Here is a 14893-nt window from a genome sequence, read left to right as displayed (position 1 = left end):
GACTCAATCAGCATGAAAATCGCAAGCTTCAATATCAATGGGGTAAAGGCCCGCCTGCCCCGGCTTCTGGAATGGCTGGAGGGGTGCAAGGCCGATGTGGTGTGCCTGCAGGAACTGAAATCCCTCGATGAAAATTTTCCAAAGCTGGAGTTTGAGGATCGGGGCTGGCATCTGGAGTTGCATGGGCAAAAAGGGTTCAATGGGGTGGCTTTATTGTCGCGCGCGCCGCTGCATGATGTTCGGCGTGGCCTGCCCGGCATGGAAGATGATCCTCAGGCCCGCTATATCGAAGGCCGCCATGATGGGGTGCTGATTGCCTCGATCTATCTGCCTAATGGCAATCCGGCTCCCGGCCCCAAATATGATTATAAGCTGGATTTCATGGAGCATCTGCGTCGTCATGCGGCAGAACTTTTAGCAGGCGAACAGCCCGTGGTGCTCGCTGGGGATTATAATGTCATCCCCGAAGATGCCGATTGCTATGATCCCCGGGCCTGGGAGGCGGATGCGCTTTTTCTGCCGCAAACACGGGCCGCCTATAATCGCATCGTGCATCAGGGCTGGACAGATGCCATCCGCCTTCATCATCCCGGCACGGATTGCTTTACCTTTTGGGATTATCAGCGCGGATCATGGGAAAAAGATCATGGCATCCGCATCGATCATTGCCTGCTTTCCCCCGCCGCCGCCGATAGGCTTTCCGATGCGGGAATCGACCGCATGGAGCGGGGCAGGGAAAAAGCCAGCGATCATGTACCGGTGTGGATCACGCTTAAAGGGGAGATGGACCCGTCATGAACCTCACCCAGATCACCCTGCCCACCCGCAATATTGAGGAAAGCGCCGATTTTTATCGCCGCATGGGTTTTTTGCAAATCGTCGATACTGCCCATTATGCCCGTTTCGAGTGCGAGAATGGTGCCACATTCTCGCTGCATCTCGACGACCGTCCAGCGGCCGGTGTCACGACCTATTTCGAAACAACAAGACTTGACGCTCTGGTTGGCGAACTGGCCGCGAAGGGCTTTATCTTCGAATTACCGCCCACTGATCAGCGCTGGCTGTGGCGAGAGGCGCGCCTGAAAGATCCTGCGGGCAATCTACTGTGCCTGTTCAATCCCGGCGAGAACCGACGCTTCCCACCATGGCGGGTGGAAAGGCGCGGCTAAACGGCCTGAAAAGGCATGGACGTTCAGCGATCGAGGGAAAAGGGCGTAAAATTCGTGTCGTCATCATAGAAATCTTCATGCTCGGCACGCTTTAACCAGCCCACGATTTTATAGGTCACGGGGGTGAGCAGGATTTCCCAACCCAGCTTCAAAGCAAAATTGGAAAGCATGATGGTCAAAACCAGATCGGTCGGCCATATCCCCAAAAAAGCGATGGGATAGAAAATCAGGCTGTCGATCCCCTGGCCCACCACCGTAGAGCCGATGGTGCGCGACCATAAGTGCTTGCCTTTGGTGATGATTTTCATCCGCGCCATCACAAAGGCATTGGCAAATTCACCCAGCCAGAAAGCTGTGATCGAGGCAAAAACGATGCGCGGTGTTTGTCCGAAAATCTGTTCATAAGACCCCTGCCCCAGCCAGCCTTGGGCGGGCGGCAGCGCCACCACCACCCAGCTCATGCCCGCCATGAAAATGATCGCGGCAAAGCCTGCCCACACCACCCGGCGGGTGCGGGCATAGCCATAAACTTCGGTGAGCACATCGCCCAGCACATAAGACAGGGGGAAAAACAACACCCCGGCGCCGAATTCAAAGCCACCAATATCGGCAATTTTCGCCGCCCCGATCAGATTGGAGCAAATGAGAATCGCCACAAAGGCCGCCATGGCAAAATCATAATAGCGATAGACCCTTGGCTGGCCTATTTGGGACTGATCCACTGGCGGCTGGCGCATAATTTGAGCATCCTTTATCGACCTGTCGCGCACCGATCAACGCACCCCTGCTTTGGTCTGGCTTAAAAGCTGATCCATCACTGCGCAAAGCTGCTCGGGCTGATGTGCGCCATTCACCGCTATTTTGCCATCAAAAATAAAGCTCGGCACGCCACTGATCCCCATCTCACGCGCCTGATTGCATTCGCGTGCCACCGCGCTTTGATCGCGTCCGCTTTCCAAAAGCCCGGCCACCAGATCGGCATCCATCCCATTTTTCCGGGCGATGGCGATCAATTCATCATGATTTGAAATATCCTTGCCCAAAAAGAAATAAGCGGCGAACAAATCCTCGACCACCCCATCCTGACAGCCCGCCGATCCCGCCCATCTGATCAGGCAATGGGCATCCAGCGTATTGGGGGCACGAGTGATCTTGTCAAAAGCAAAATCCAGCCCTTCGCTGCGGCCTTCTGTGGCGATGTGCTCGAAAATCTCGCTGGCCCGATCCTTTGAGCCGAATTTCTGAGCCAGCAGCGTTGCTTTATCCATACCTTCGGGGGGCAGATCAGGATGAAGCTGATAGGCCCGCCATGTGATCTCAACCGCATAATCGGGCCGCATCGACAAAGCTTTTTCCAGCCTGCGCTTTCCGATCAGGCACCAAGGGCAAACAACATCAGAAATAATATCGATTTTCATCGCGGATGGCCTTTCTTCATCATGATACGATTACTATCAGCCCTGCGGATTGGACGTGCCGGGAAAGCGGGTTTTGATCACATCCACCAAAGCGTGGGCCGGCACAGGGGGGGAGCATAAATAGCCCTGATAAAGATCGCAGCCTTCCTCATAAAGCCGCACCAGTTGATCCCGGGTTTCCACCCCTTCGGCCAGAACGCTCATATTCAGGGTTTTGGCCATCATGATGATCGCCCGTAAAAAGGCGCGATCTTCTTTTGCATTCCCCATGATGAAGGTTTTGTCGATTTTCAGTTCATCAATGGGCAGCGCCTTCAAATAGCTGAGAGAGGAATAGCCGGTCCCAAAATCATCCAGCGCCAGCCGCACCCCCAAAGCCTTGAGCGCATCAATCACCTGCGGGCCATTGCCATCTTCATCAATGATTGAGCGCTCGGTGATTTCAAGGGTCAGGCGCTGTGGGGCCATGCCTTCCCGCACCAAAGCCTGACGCACATGCGCTACCAGATCACGCCCCGATAGACCCGTGAACATATCCGCCGAAACATTCACCGAAAGCTGCAAAGGCGGCAAGCCATGGCGCTCCATCCTGCAGATTTCAGCAATGGCCGATTGAATGGCCCAGCAGCCCAGTTCAGCGGTGATCCCCGCCTCTTCGGCAATGGCGATGAAGCTTTCCGGGCTCATCAGCCCCAGATCGGGATGATGCCAGCGCACCAGTGCTTCCACCCCCACAACATCGCCGGTGCGCACGCTGGCCTGCGGCTGAAAATACATTTCCAGTTCATTTCCGGCGATGGCTTCACGCAGGCGATTTTCGGTTTCCATCGTGCGCGCTTCATTCGCGGCCAGTTGCGGCGTGCAGAAAACAACCGAATTACCGGCGATGCGCTTGGCCATCCGCACCGCAGAATGGGCCGCGCTCAGCAAATCACCCGCCTCATCAGCATCCTTTGGTGCCATCGCCACACCGGCACTGGCCGATAGATAAACCGAACGTTCAGCAATTTTGATCGGCACAGAAATCTGCCGCAAAATCGCTTCCACCTTTTGTAAATTGACCGATTTATCCACATCGCCGGGCAGGAGAATGGCAAATTCCTTCTCGCTCAATTGCCCAAGGATCGGCGCCGGGATGGCCGTGCACTTAGCCGCATCCTTGGCCGCATCCTTGGCCGCATCCTTGGCCTGGCCGAGGGAATTATCATGGAGAGCATCATCATGGGCCACACTATTGGCCAGGGATTGCCGCACACGCAGCAAACAGGCTTGAAACAAAGCATGGCTTTGATCACTGCCATATTGGCTGATCACCCGCTTGAACCGATCCAGATCAAAGATCACAAGGCACAGGCTGCGTTCATCCGTGGCCTGGCTCACGGCTTGGGCAATAGCCTGGCGAAAGGCATGATCCCCCCCAAAAAACTTGATCCCCAGATCATCGGTATCGGCGGTATCCTCTATGAGGCGCAGATCAAAAGACGATCCCGCGTCAATCGGGGCCGTTTCATCATGGAGTGTCGATCGCGGGGGAATATGTCGAGAATTGCGCCGCATAAGGGCGAATCTTATGCGGGACTCAATCATCGATGGCCGAATTTCACTGGCCAGAATATCTTCGATGGGCGCATCACATGCCGCCTGCATCAAGGCATCAGATATCTTTCCATCATGGCTTTGGGCAAGGCCAATGATCACCCCCCCCAAAGCCCGGCAGTGATCAGCACAGCCTGCCAAAATCGCTGGCATCGAAACATCGGATTGATCAAAAATTTTGAGATCGATAAAAACCACTGGCCCACCAAGGGCATGCGACCGTTTATCGGACAGGATTTCCGCAAGACGGGAAGGCTCAAATGTCAAAGGATCGATGAGAAAACTTTTAATGCCGGCAGATTGCAACAAACCTTGCCACTGATCACCATCATCATGGGCAATCAGAGCACAGGCCAATTTTTGTGTGTTCGTTTTAGACGTAACCGTCTCCCGCATATGCGCATTGCCATTTTGTTAAAACTAAACTGCATCTTGCTGCGGCACAAGCATCTGACCATCCCATCCTATCTTTTGATAGGTCAGACTCATTATCATTGGATCCAATCTTTACAGATTTTTGATGGATGCGCGGTTAGACTGAAGTAAGATTGCAAGGATGAAGCGAATGAAGATTGCCACCACCGCCCTCAGCGGGCTTCTCGCCAATCAGCAGCGGATCAATAATGCCGCGCAGAATATCGTCAATGTTCAATCAGCAGGAACAGCGGAAACGGTCTTTCGGCCCCAGCGCGTTCTGACCACAAGCGCCCCCAATGGCGGCGGGGTGATCACCCAGACCCAGCCCATCAATCCGGCATCCTTCAGCGCCTTTCAGCCCGATCTTTCCAGCGCCGATGCCAATGGCTTCACCCAAATGCCCAATGTGTCGCTGATCAATGAGATCGTGGAATTGAAATCGGCCGAAATCGGCTATAAGGCCAGCCTGAAGCTTTTGGAAACCGCCGATGAACTGGCCCAACAGCTTTTGGATCGGGATCGCTAAATTTTAGCGATCATGGCGGTGGGGGCTGAAAAATCAGCCATAATCCTTTAAAAGCCTTTGTTTCTGGCGATCCCAATCGCGCTGCTTGATATCCTCGCGCTTGTCATGGGCTTTTTTACCCCGCGCCAGACCCAGCAGAATTTTCGCCCGCCCCCGATCATTGAAATAAATCTTCAGGGGAACGAGGGTCATCCCCGCTCTTTGGATGGCCCCGGCGATCTTGTTGATTTGTTTTCGGTGCAATAGCAATTTTCGGGGCCTGCGCGGCTCGTGATTATGAATATTGCCATGGGAAAATTCATCGATATGGGCATTGATCAGCCATATCTCACCGTTTTTTTCCTCGGCATAGGATTCGGCGATATTGGCCGTGCCCTTGCGCAGGGCCTTCACTTCGGTCCCCTTCAAGGCAATACCGGCTTCATAGGTATCTTCGACCGCATAATTATAGCGGGCCTTGCGATTTTCCGAGACCATGCGGCCATTGAGATCTTGTTTTACCATAGTCATGCTGTAGGCTGAAAAGCCCCGTTACAAAAGCCCCTAATCCTGATCGATCAGCACAAACCGGCCTTTTCCATGGCCGATTGCACGGTCTTTTTCCCCTGATCCGACAAAGGTGCCAAAGGCAGGCGCAGATCGGGAGCACACAGCCCCAAAAGATGCGCCGCATATTTCACCGGAGCCGGGCTGGTTTCACAAAACATCGCCCGATGCAGTTCGATCAACTGATCCTGCAACTGCAGGGCTTGTTCATAATCCTTGTTAAAGGTGGCGGCCTGCAGCCGGGCGCACAGATCGGGAGCGATATTGGATGTCACCGAAATGCAGCCCACCCCGCCCATGGCATTAAAGCCCACAGCCGTTGCATCCTCGCCCGAAAGCTGGGCAAAATCTGGTTCCACAAGCAGGCGCAACCGGGCCACCCGGGCCAGATCGCTGGTCGCATCCTTCACCCCGGCTATGCGCGGCAAATGCGCCAGTTCGGCCATGGTATCAACCGACATATCCGCTGCCGACCGACCCGGAATATTATAAATGATGATCGGCAGATCGCAGGCATCATGCACCGCCTTATAGTGCAGGATCATCCCTTGCTGGCTGGGTTTGTTATAATAGGGAACGACCACGAGCAGGGCATCGGCCCCGGCTTTTTGCGCCATCTGCGCGCGTTCGATGGTGAGCGCGGTTGAATTTGCCCCCACACCGGCCACCACCGGCACCCGGCCTTTGGCGATCTCGACCGCCGCCGTGATCACGGTGCGCTGCTCATCAGGGCTGAGCGTGGGCGCTTCGCCGGTGGTGCCACAAGGCACAAGCCCCGAAGTGCCCTGCCCGATCTGCCATTCACACAGGGATTTGAAGGCATCAAGATCAACCGCCTCATTTTTAAAGGGCGTTATCAGCGCTGTCATCGACCCGGTGAACATTCAATGTGTCTCCCTGAAACAAGACGACCCCAAAATGTCGAGGTCCCCGCACTCTTTGATCATTCCCCGCCCTTTTGGATCAACGCAAAGGAACAGGCCAGCAAAGCCCTGATCGGATGTGATCGTTCATCTGATCGAAATCAGATCAGACTGGACCTTATGATGCGCCGCGCGTAAGCTTTGGTGGAATGGTAAACGCAGCCACATGCCCTTTTTTTAAAAGCCCGTCAATCATTCGGACTGTAAAATCATCTGCCATGCCTCAAATGACAAGGTCGCCATTGCCCGTCTTTCTCATGATCGCCCTTTTGGCGTCAATCGTCTTTATGAGCGGCTTAGGGGGCGGCCCTCTGGGGCTGGTCGCCCCATCTTATGCCAAAACCAGCACCCCCATTCCACGCCTGAAACCCGATCTGCCCAGCGATTTTCTGCGCAGCGACGAGGGGAAAGCCTATCGCACCGCCCTTGATGAAGCCGCCCGGGGGCAATTGCAGGCCGCTTTGCAGGCCCTGCCGGATCGGGCAAGTGCGGTGGAACGCGATGTGATCGAGTGGATCGCTTTCACCAAAGGGGGCAGCGGACATTTCGAGCAATTACGCGCTTTTCATGCCCAACACCTCCATTGGCCCCTGTCGGCCACTTTAACCCGATCCATCGAGGCCGCGATCACATCCCAAACCAAAGATGCTGCCATCCTGCAATGGTTTGCCAACAATCCGCCCCAAACGGGGGATGGACATCTGCATTATGCCCAAGCCCTGATGCGCGATGGCCAGCAGGATAAAGCCATTGATCATCTGCGCGCGGGCTGGCGCAGCGCCGGGCTTTCCAGCCCGCAGGAACGGCGGATCATGGATCGCTATGGGGATTTTCTGACCGCCGAAGACCATATGGCCCGGGTTGATTATCTGCTGTGGCAAAGGGCCCGGCAGCAGGCCATGCGGATGGTGCATTCCCTGCCCAAGGATTATCAGGCACTAGCCAAAGCCCGCAATGCACTGATGGCTTTTGCCCATAATGTGGATCGCGCGGTGGCGGCTGTTCCCGATGATCTGCAATCCAATGCCGGGCTGGTTTATGATCGGGCCTATTGGCGGCGCATCAAGGGCAAGAATGACAGCGCTGAAAGCCTGCTTTTGGAAACCGCCGTCAATGGCCGGGATATTCTTCGCCCCGAACGCTGGTGGCGGGAACGGCATTATCAGGCCCGCAAAGCCCTGCGCGAAGGGCGCATCGATGCGGCTTATCGGCTGGCCGCCGACCACGCCATGCTCGATGGTTTGCGCCCTGATGACGACGAGGCGGACCCGGAGGAAATAAATTCCGATCTGGCCCCTGATCTCGCCACCGATCTGGTCACTGAATTGCCGCGCACTACCCGCGCCCAGATTGCCGAAGCCGAATGGCTGGCGGGGTGGATCGCCTTGCGCTTTCAATCTCGCCCGGCTCAGGCTCTGGCGCATTTCCAGGCCATGCTCAGCGTGGTGAATTTTCCGGTAAGCCTTGCCCGTGGCGCCTATTGGACGGCGCGCGCCGCCGAAGATCTGAATGATCCCGCCCTTGCCCGCCGCTGGTATGAGGAAGCCGCCCGCTATCCCACGGTTTTTTATGGCCAGCTTGCCCTTGATCATTTGGGCGGCGATATGCTGATGCTCGATCGCCAGACCAAGACCATCGATGAAGCCACAAAACAGGCTTTTGAAGCCCAGGATCTGGTGAAGGCCGCCCGCTTTCTGGCCAGAATGGGGGAAGAACGCTCCCTGGCTCATTTCGTGCGCCAATTGGTGGAAAACGCCCCCACCCCCGATCAGGCGCGGATGGCCGCCAGCCTAGCCATTGATTTTGACCGTCCGCAAATCGGGGTGATTGCCGCGAAAACATCTGTTCGCGATGGCGATCTGATCATCGAACATGGCTATCCCCTGATTGAAATGACCAAAGGACTGGATCAAAGCCAAAGCCTGATTTTATCCATCGCCCGTCAGGAAAGCCAATTCGATCCCAAAGCGGTCAGCCATGTGGGGGCCTTGGGCCTGATGCAGTTGATGCCCGCCACGGCCAATCGTTTGGCCCGACAATTACAGCGCCCCTATTCGCGGGAGCGTTTGTTGAATGATCCCGCCTTCAATCTGGAATTGGGCCACAGATATTTTAATCAGTTGCTCAAGCGCTATGAAGGGGCCCCCATGCTGGCGCTGGCCGCCTATAATGCGGGGTCAGGGCCGGTGGATCGCTGGATCAAGGATTATGGTGACCCGCGCAAAATCACCGCCGACCCCATTGATTGGATTGAAATGATCCCCTATGGCGAAACCCGCAATTATGTGCAGCGGGTTTTAGAAGCCGCACCGATTTATTCCATTCGGCTTGGCGCGTTCAAAGATGCCACCTTGAGCCAATTCATCCATAAAGGGCGGCAGCTCGATATCACGTCTTTAATGCCAATGCCCAAGCCCGAGATCGAGCGTTCACCGCAGGCAGCCCCCTTGGGCTTTGGTGCCCGGCCATCCCCCGGCGGCGATTAAGGGCATAAAAAAGACGGCCCCATCCAGAGAGCCGTCCTTTTTGGTTAGACGTCCGAGAGGGTCGCCTTAGTTTTGATCGTCATCGCGATCATCATCGTCATTTTTGTCGTCGCGATCATTCCGGCGTCCGCGATCATCATCCCGGCCACGCTCTTTCCCGCGATCACTGCGCTCGTCGCCTTTATCATCAAAGGCCTTCACTTCATCAAGGGTGATGATGCCATCGCCATCGGCATCAAGGCGATCAAACATCGCCGAGCTGCGGGCTGAAAGTTCGGATGCGATCAACAGGCCATCACCATCGCTATCTTGACGGTCGAAAATTTTCGCTTCGCGGTGGGCCCGGCGCTCTGCCCGCAAAGCCGCCAGATGCGCCTGAAATTCCTCAAGGCTGATCGCCCCATCATCATCAAGATCAGCGGCATCAAAGCGGCTGGCCTGATAGGCTTCAAGCTCGAAACGATCAACCGTGCCGCTTTGATCGCTATCAAGCTTTTCGAACAAGCCCAAAGCAGGGCCCCCGGAATGATGGCGGCCATGATCTTTTGCTTGCGCCATGCCTGCCATGCTTCCCATCACAAGAAGCCCCGCAAGGGCAGAAAATCCAAATGCTGTTTTATTCATAGTGTCAATCCTTTCAAGCTTGGGCAAAAAACCTTCATCACGCTTTCCGCATCTTCAGATAAGTCAGGAAATATGGCCGAATGATGATGCCTAAAATGCCCCCGAATCCGACCCCCAACAGATTGACCTGAAAATCCGCAAAGGCCATATCACGGCCCACCATAGGCTGGATAATTTCGATCCCGGCGCCAAACAGGGCGGCCAGAATGAAATAAAGCAGCCGCCTGCTGAGAGGCCGCGATGACATCCCCAAAGCCAGAGCCAGCAAAAAATAGGCCGCAAAATGCTGAAGCTTATCGGAAATATTTAAATCCAGGCCATTGCTGATGGGATAGAGCGAACCAAACAGGATGTTCAGCCCGATCAAAATCACCGCCAATCGCCGCAAAAAGCGCCAGAATTCAATGGGCATAAGGCCCATGTCCTGAACTATTCCAGTGTGCTGAAACATTACGGCCCATATTTCAGTTCCCGCCCCCGGATGGGGTTTTGGCATCCGATCCGGTGATAAAGCCATGAATATCGCGCATGAATTTTTGCCGCGAGGGTTCATGCAGATACATCATGTGCCCGGCTTCATAATAGGTGTAGTGGATGCGTTCGGGCACAAGGCCCATTTCCGACAGGGCATTTTCCGCCCCGAAAAAGGGTGTGGCGAAATCGAAATAGCCCGATGTCACCAATATCCGCAGATCCTTGTTATAGCGCATGGCACTGCCAAGCTGGGGCACCACATTGATAAAGCGCCCGCCATTGGGGGCATCGCCATCCGGTGACCAATCCCATTTGCGAAAGGCATCGGGGCTGGAGGCAAAATAAGGCCGATCCATGCGGATATTGAGATCATCATGGAAATAGCTATTGATCGCCGCCACATAGGCATGGCTGATCCCCGCAGCCGCCGGATCGGTTTCATAAAATTCACCCACCGCATCGGGCTCGGTGGCCAGATAGCGGCTATCGAGCCTGCCCACCACCTCGCGGTCATCGCGCTTTAATTCCTTGAAAAAGCGCCGCACATGGATGCGCATATTGGCCTGATCCAGCCATGTTTTTGAAAGCCCGGTATAGCGATGCAGGCGTTCGATGATGCGCTGGCGTTCGGCATCGGGCAGCCGCGTGCCGGCAATCAGGGCGGTAGCATAATCCGTACGCGCAAATTCCCGCACTTCATCCAGAAAGGCTTCCAGATTTGCAGGCTTTTCCGGCAATTGATCATGATACCATGCGGTGGCCGCATAGCTGGGCAGAAAGCTGACATAAGACATGATATTGCCCTGATTGAAGCGGCTGTTCTGATAATGCAGCACCGCCGAAATCAGCATCACCCCATTCACGCCCATCTGATAGCGCCGCCCGCCAAGGGCATCGAGCAACGGCCCCATGCGCAGGGTGCCATAGCTTTCACCGGCAATATAAATGGGCGAATTCCAGCGCCCGTTCTCAGTCACCCATTGATGGATGAAGGCGGCGATGGACTCCGCATCCTGGGTCACCCCATAGAAATCGGCATTTGTCTTCTCGCCCAAAGCGCGGCTATAGCCGGTGCCCACGGGATCGATGAACACCATATCCGAAACATCCAAAATCGTATCGGGATTATCAACCATGGGATAAGGCGGCGCGCCATCGTCTTCCGCATCGCTGGGCACCACCACACGCTTTGGCCCAAAAGCCCCCATATGCAGCCAAAGGGAGGCCGAACCCGGCCCGCCATTGAATAAAAAGGTGATCGGGCGAGATTTTTGATTGGCCTCGGCTTTCTTCACATAGGCCACATTGAAAAAAGCCGCTGTCGGCTTCCCCTCATCATCGCGGATATAGGTGTCCCCGGCAATCACCCGATAATCGATCCGCTGACCATTGAACCGGCCGCTATGTTCGGTAACAAACTGCACCGGCGGTGGAATGATGGCAGGCGCCTTTGCCTCATCGCTGGCGATGGCGTGGCTTGTGTGGAAAAGCCAGATGGCAATGATCAGAATTTTTTTCACGGGCTTTGCCCCCTTTTGCAAATGCGGTCTGTGTAGCATAGTGCCAATAAGCTTTATACGACAAGGGCCGGACGATCCTGCGCAGGGATCGCCCCCCTTCCCTTCACAGCTTTTGGCCATCACAGCTTTTAGAAAGCATCTCGATCATGAACGTGGCACAGGATATCATCGGCATTGCCCATATCATCCAACTGGCCGTTGCCCCGGTTTTTTTACTGGCCGGGATCGGGGCCATCCTCAATGTCATGACCCAAAGGCTGGCGCGGGTGGTTGATCGCGCCCGGGCCCTTGAAGCCGATTATGAAACCATGCTGGCCGATCAAAAGCAGCGCACCCATCTTGAATTACGCACATTGGATAAACGCATGCAGGTGGTGCAAGGCGCCATCAGCCTGTGTACCATATCGGCCTTGTTTGTGTGTCTGGTGGTGATGGTGCTGTTCATTGCCGATCTGATGAACAAGGATTTCGCCCAACCGGTGGCGGTTTTGTTCATTCTGGCGATGAGCACCCTCACCATCGGGCTGATCCTGCTTTTGGTCGAAATTTCATTGGCCACCAAGGCGATCCGAATCCGGCGCGATATTCTGCGTCCGCCCTCGGCCCGAAACCGCCCCTTAAGCCATCAGGGCATCGAGCTTTTCCCGCATGGCCGCATCTTTGGGGGCATTGGGCAAGGGGGGGATCACCAATGTCGAGACGGGCGAGAGGGCCGCATCGGGCAAGGCGGATAAAGCCAGCCGATCCGCCCGCACCGGCATCAGGGCAAGGGTTGCGGCTTCATAAATGATCACCTCATGATCAGCCCCATAGCCATCGGCCATCAACTTTTCAACCAGCAGAGACAATCGCACAGGATCGCTTTCAAAGCGGGTGAGGCTGGTTTCACCGGTCAGCCCCACCTGCCATAAAATCAGCAGGGCATAGGGATTGAGATGCTGGCGATAGAGCAGATAATGCGTTGCCTCATAACACTGGCTGCCCAGGCTGCCGGGATCAAGGCCCAGATCGGCATAAAGGCACGCATCGGCTGAAATGCCCGGCTCCATGCGCGCTTCATAGCCTTCAGCCCGAGCCGCCTCGATCGCCCAATGGGGCACGCAGGCAAAAATGCCGGGATGGCCATAGGCGGCCAGACACACGCGCTGCCCGGCCCGCACTGCGACCATCACCCGCTCTACCATTTCGCGATAGCTATCGGGGCGAAAGCGGCCCACAGCATAGCTTGATTGCAGACTTTCCAGATGCGGGCTGAGCTGTTCGAGCCATTTTTCGGCAATGCCATCGACCAGGCTGAAAAGCTTTTCCGCCCGCATGATTTCGGTTTTGGCAATGGGGCTGATCTGCGCCCCCAGCATCATTCCGGTACCCACAGCCACAAGGCTGCCCGTTTTTCTGGTCATGAAATCTCCGCGCTTGGATGTGATGGCATCGATGGGCCGCCCCTCATCTTAGGCCGCGTCAGATTCATAGCGGGTTTGATCGCGGCCCGCCGTTTTAGCGCTATAAAGGCATTGATCGGCGCGGATAAGCAGGCTGTCGAAGCTTTCGTCCCGAGCCTGCCTGATTGCAATCCCAAAGCTTGCGGAGATGGTAAAATGTTGGCCCAAGTCGCTGGTATCGATAGCGCGAATGGCAAGGCGGCAGGCTTCGGCCACAGCAAGGCTATCGCCCAGATCGGCTGAAAGCAGGCAGATGCCGAATTCCTCACCGCCAAGGCGGCCAAAAAGATCCTGCCTGCGGATCACCGCGCGACAGGCCGCAACCACCTTTTTCAAAACCCAATCGCCCGCGGCATGGCCATAGCTGTCATTGATCGTTTTGAAATGATCGAGATCGAATAAAATCAGCCCCAAATCCGCCCGTGATGTGGCGGCCTCCCGCATCAGCCCCTCGGCAGAGCGGGAAAAATGCTCGCGATTGGCGATCCCGGTCATCCCATCTGTTTGCGACAAAAGAAGAAAACGCTGGCGCTGCATATTGGCATAGATGAGCCAGGTTATCAGAACGCCGATCAAACCCATGCCAATCAGCAATAAAAGCATTAAATTCTGCCGCTGTTTTTCCGACAAGGCACTGGACAAGGTCAGCAATTCATTTTCCTGATTCAGAATCTGAAGCCGCCGCTCCTTGTCTTGTGCTTCATAAAGATTCTGGTAATAGGCCATGGCCATGGCCGCGCGATCATCGGCCAGAAGCTGGCTGGTCTCTAGATAGATCTTGTGCATGGCAAGCGATGCGTGCAAATCGCCTCGATGCTCATGGATATCCGCAAGCGTTTTGCTCGCTTGCCGCACAAGCAGGTTGATGGCGCTTTCTGTGGCTAGGCTGAAGGCTTCTTCGCCCGCCTCCAGCCCTTTATCAAGATCGCCTAACCGCAGATAAGCTTCCGCCAGAACCGCTTTCAGTTCGGCAATGTGATAAGCATAACCCACCTCTTTGGCATCGGGAAAAGCCACTAAGGCAATGGCGATGGCTCTATCCGCATCGCCTGCATTAAGGGCCAGTGCTGCCAGATTGGCGCGGGCGGAATTGACAATCAGCTTATTGCCAATGTCCGAACAAAAGGCTTCTGCTTCCCTCAACCAAACCAACGCCGCATCCCTGTTGCCAGCACTGCGTTCGGTGATCCCCAGTTCCACAAGGGCATAGCATTCTGATCGTGAAAACGCATTTTCCCGAGCCAATTTCAGCATCTGCAGGCCTTGCGAAAGCGACTGTTCATAAGCCCCGGCATTCCGAAAAGCCACAATCGCCGGGTGCATGAAACCGGCTTTCAGGCTAACATCTGTAATCCCCTGCACAAGTGCCAAATTCTCCTGAATTTTGGCAAACATCCGGTCATAATCGCCCAAGGCATTGAAGATTGTGGATTGGATGGAATTGGACAGGACGAGCGAATCGATCGACAGGTCTTCTCCCGACACATCCTCAAGCAATTGCAGGGCTTTGCTATATTGTCCGTGAATTAGCAATAATTTCGCCTGAACGATTTGCAGTCGGTAGCGCTGTAGATTGGAAAGACGATCGGAAAGAGAGGCAATCCTTTGCAGGATCGCCTCTCCCCGATTGGGATCGGTGCTGACCAGTTCATTGGCTTCGCGCAACATCACATCGATGTCAGACGTATCGGCCAAAGCCAGAGTGATGCACGACAATAAAATTGCCGTCACACAGCCAGACATCAAAAATCT

Annotated in this window: 16 protein-coding genes; 6 read left to right on the top strand and 10 right to left on the bottom strand. The window is 55.2% G+C overall.

Going from position 1 to position 14893, the window contains the following annotated elements; translation table 11 throughout:
* Positions 1-12: 12 nt before the first annotated feature.
* The gene (locus QK300_RS02595; protein ID WP_281300115.1) at positions 13-798 is read left to right on the top strand and encodes an exodeoxyribonuclease III; all 786 of its coding nucleotides are present in this window, start codon (positions 13-15) and stop codon (positions 796-798) included.
* The gene (locus QK300_RS02590) at positions 795-1169 is read left to right on the top strand and encodes a VOC family protein (protein WP_281300116.1); all 375 of its coding nucleotides are present in this window, start codon (positions 795-797) and stop codon (positions 1167-1169) included. The genes QK300_RS02595 and QK300_RS02590 overlap by 4 nt, the downstream gene beginning before the upstream one ends.
* 23 nt (positions 1170-1192) lie before the next feature.
* On the opposite strand, the gene QK300_RS02585 is transcribed toward QK300_RS02590, so the two are convergent.
* Genes QK300_RS02585 through QK300_RS02575 form a run of 3 tightly spaced genes read right to left on the bottom strand, consistent with a single transcriptional unit; the run spans position 1193 to position 3967 of the window.
* On the bottom strand, positions 1193-1906 hold the full coding sequence (locus tag QK300_RS02585) for a queuosine precursor transporter (RefSeq protein ID WP_281300117.1): 714 nt from the start codon (positions 1904-1906) through the stop codon (positions 1193-1195).
* 36 nt (positions 1907-1942) lie between these two features.
* Positions 1943-2587, bottom strand: a complete 645-nt coding sequence (locus tag QK300_RS02580) for a DsbA family oxidoreductase (RefSeq protein WP_281300118.1) — start codon at positions 2585-2587, stop codon at positions 1943-1945.
* A gap of 36 nt (positions 2588-2623) precedes the next feature.
* On the bottom strand, positions 2624-3967 hold the full coding sequence (locus QK300_RS02575) for a GGDEF domain-containing phosphodiesterase (protein ID WP_281300119.1): 1344 nt from the start codon (positions 3965-3967) through the stop codon (positions 2624-2626).
* Positions 3968-3994: 27 nt separating this feature from the next.
* Here QK300_RS02575 and QK300_RS02570 point away from each other — a divergent pair, with 27 nt between their 5' ends.
* Positions 3995-4729: a hypothetical protein gene (locus tag QK300_RS02570; RefSeq protein WP_281300120.1), complete on the top strand. Its 735-nt coding sequence runs from the start codon at positions 3995-3997 to the stop codon at positions 4727-4729.
* 19 nt (positions 4730-4748) lie between these two features.
* Positions 4749-5126 (top strand): flagellar basal body rod C-terminal domain-containing protein, encoded by a 378-nt coding sequence (locus tag QK300_RS02565; RefSeq protein WP_281300121.1) that lies wholly within the window; start codon positions 4749-4751, stop codon positions 5124-5126.
* A 33-nt stretch (positions 5127-5159) separates the two neighbouring features.
* Here the strand turns inward: QK300_RS02565 and smpB are convergent, their stop codons facing one another.
* Together smpB and dapA are read right to left on the bottom strand one after the other, a co-directional pair.
* Complete coding sequence (smpB, locus tag QK300_RS02560; protein WP_281300122.1) at positions 5160-5630, bottom strand: SsrA-binding protein SmpB; 471 nt, start codon at positions 5628-5630, stop codon at positions 5160-5162.
* Positions 5631-5683: 53 nt separating this feature from the next.
* The gene (gene dapA / locus QK300_RS02555; protein ID WP_348651808.1) at positions 5684-6556 is read right to left on the bottom strand and encodes a 4-hydroxy-tetrahydrodipicolinate synthase; all 873 of its coding nucleotides are present in this window, start codon (positions 6554-6556) and stop codon (positions 5684-5686) included.
* Positions 6557-6864: 308 nt separating this feature from the next.
* On the opposite strand from dapA, the gene QK300_RS02550 reads away from it, so the two are divergent.
* Positions 6865-9081: a lytic transglycosylase domain-containing protein gene (locus QK300_RS02550; RefSeq protein WP_281302261.1), complete on the top strand. Its 2217-nt coding sequence runs from the start codon at positions 6865-6867 to the stop codon at positions 9079-9081.
* Between the two features lie 66 nt (positions 9082-9147).
* Here QK300_RS02550 and QK300_RS02545 read toward each other — a convergent pair whose 3' ends face one another.
* The 3 genes from QK300_RS02545 to QK300_RS02535 are packed head-to-tail and all read right to left on the bottom strand — an operon-like array spanning position 9148 to position 11699.
* Positions 9148-9705 carry an EF-hand domain-containing protein gene (locus QK300_RS02545; RefSeq protein WP_281300125.1) on the bottom strand — a complete coding sequence of 186 codons (558 nt, stop codon included), beginning with the start codon at positions 9703-9705 and terminating at the stop codon, positions 9148-9150.
* Positions 9706-9742: 37 nt separating this feature from the next.
* Positions 9743-10117, bottom strand: a complete 375-nt coding sequence (locus QK300_RS02540) for a VanZ family protein (protein WP_281300126.1) — start codon at positions 10115-10117, stop codon at positions 9743-9745.
* A 52-nt stretch (positions 10118-10169) separates the two neighbouring features.
* Complete coding sequence (locus QK300_RS02535) at positions 10170-11699, bottom strand: hypothetical protein (RefSeq protein ID WP_281300127.1); 1530 nt, start codon at positions 11697-11699, stop codon at positions 10170-10172.
* Positions 11700-11845: 146 nt separating this feature from the next.
* Here QK300_RS02535 and QK300_RS02530 point away from each other — a divergent pair, with 146 nt between their 5' ends.
* On the top strand, positions 11846-12433 hold the full coding sequence (locus QK300_RS02530) for a DUF2721 domain-containing protein (protein WP_281300128.1): 588 nt from the start codon (positions 11846-11848) through the stop codon (positions 12431-12433).
* On the opposite strand, the gene QK300_RS02525 is transcribed toward QK300_RS02530, so the two are convergent.
* Together QK300_RS02525 and QK300_RS02520 are read right to left on the bottom strand one after the other, a co-directional pair.
* Complete coding sequence (locus QK300_RS02525; RefSeq protein WP_281300129.1) at positions 12317-13102, bottom strand: SAM-dependent methyltransferase; 786 nt, start codon at positions 13100-13102, stop codon at positions 12317-12319. The genes QK300_RS02530 and QK300_RS02525 overlap by 117 nt on opposite strands.
* A gap of 48 nt (positions 13103-13150) precedes the next feature.
* Positions 13151-14884 carry a diguanylate cyclase gene (locus QK300_RS02520; RefSeq protein WP_281300130.1) on the bottom strand — a complete coding sequence of 578 codons (1734 nt, stop codon included), beginning with the start codon at positions 14882-14884 and terminating at the stop codon, positions 13151-13153.
* Between the last annotated feature and the right edge of the window lie 9 nt (positions 14885-14893).

Source organism: Iodidimonas sp. MBR-22 (assembly GCF_029946565.1).
GTDB classification, from domain to species: Bacteria; Pseudomonadota; Alphaproteobacteria; order Sphingomonadales; family Rhodothalassiaceae; genus Iodidimonas; species Iodidimonas nitroreducens.
The sequence above is the reverse complement of the archived record's forward strand: the minus strand, read 5'-3'. Positions and strand labels throughout refer to the sequence as shown.

Coding starts and splice junctions, on each gene's coding strand:
- QK300_RS02565 (WP_281300121.1), top strand. CDS start 4,749: ATGAAGATTGCCACCACCGCCCTCAGCGGGCTTCTCGCCAATCAGCAG.
- QK300_RS02580 (WP_281300118.1), bottom strand. CDS start 2,587: ATGAAAATCGATATTATTTCTGATGTTGTTTGCCCTTGGTGCCTGATC.
- QK300_RS02570 (WP_281300120.1), top strand. CDS start 3,995: ATGATCCCCCCCAAAAAACTTGATCCCCAGATCATCGGTATCGGCGGT.
- QK300_RS02520 (WP_281300130.1), bottom strand. CDS start 14,884: ATGTCTGGCTGTGTGACGGCAATTTTATTGTCGTGCATCACTCTGGCT.
- dapA (WP_348651808.1), bottom strand. CDS start 6,556: ATGTTCACCGGGTCGATGACAGCGCTGATAACGCCCTTTAAAAATGAG.
- QK300_RS02540 (WP_281300126.1), bottom strand. CDS start 10,117: ATGCCCATTGAATTCTGGCGCTTTTTGCGGCGATTGGCGGTGATTTTG.
- QK300_RS02545 (WP_281300125.1), bottom strand. CDS start 9,705: ATGAATAAAACAGCATTTGGATTTTCTGCCCTTGCGGGGCTTCTTGTG.
- smpB (WP_281300122.1), bottom strand. CDS start 5,630: ATGGTAAAACAAGATCTCAATGGCCGCATGGTCTCGGAAAATCGCAAG.
- QK300_RS02585 (WP_281300117.1), bottom strand. CDS start 1,906: ATGCGCCAGCCGCCAGTGGATCAGTCCCAAATAGGCCAGCCAAGGGTC.
- QK300_RS02525 (WP_281300129.1), bottom strand. CDS start 13,102: ATGACCAGAAAAACGGGCAGCCTTGTGGCTGTGGGTACCGGAATGATG.
- QK300_RS02590 (WP_281300116.1), top strand. CDS start 795: ATGAACCTCACCCAGATCACCCTGCCCACCCGCAATATTGAGGAAAGC.
- QK300_RS02595 (WP_281300115.1), top strand. CDS start 13: ATGAAAATCGCAAGCTTCAATATCAATGGGGTAAAGGCCCGCCTGCCC.
- QK300_RS02530 (WP_281300128.1), top strand. CDS start 11,846: ATGAACGTGGCACAGGATATCATCGGCATTGCCCATATCATCCAACTG.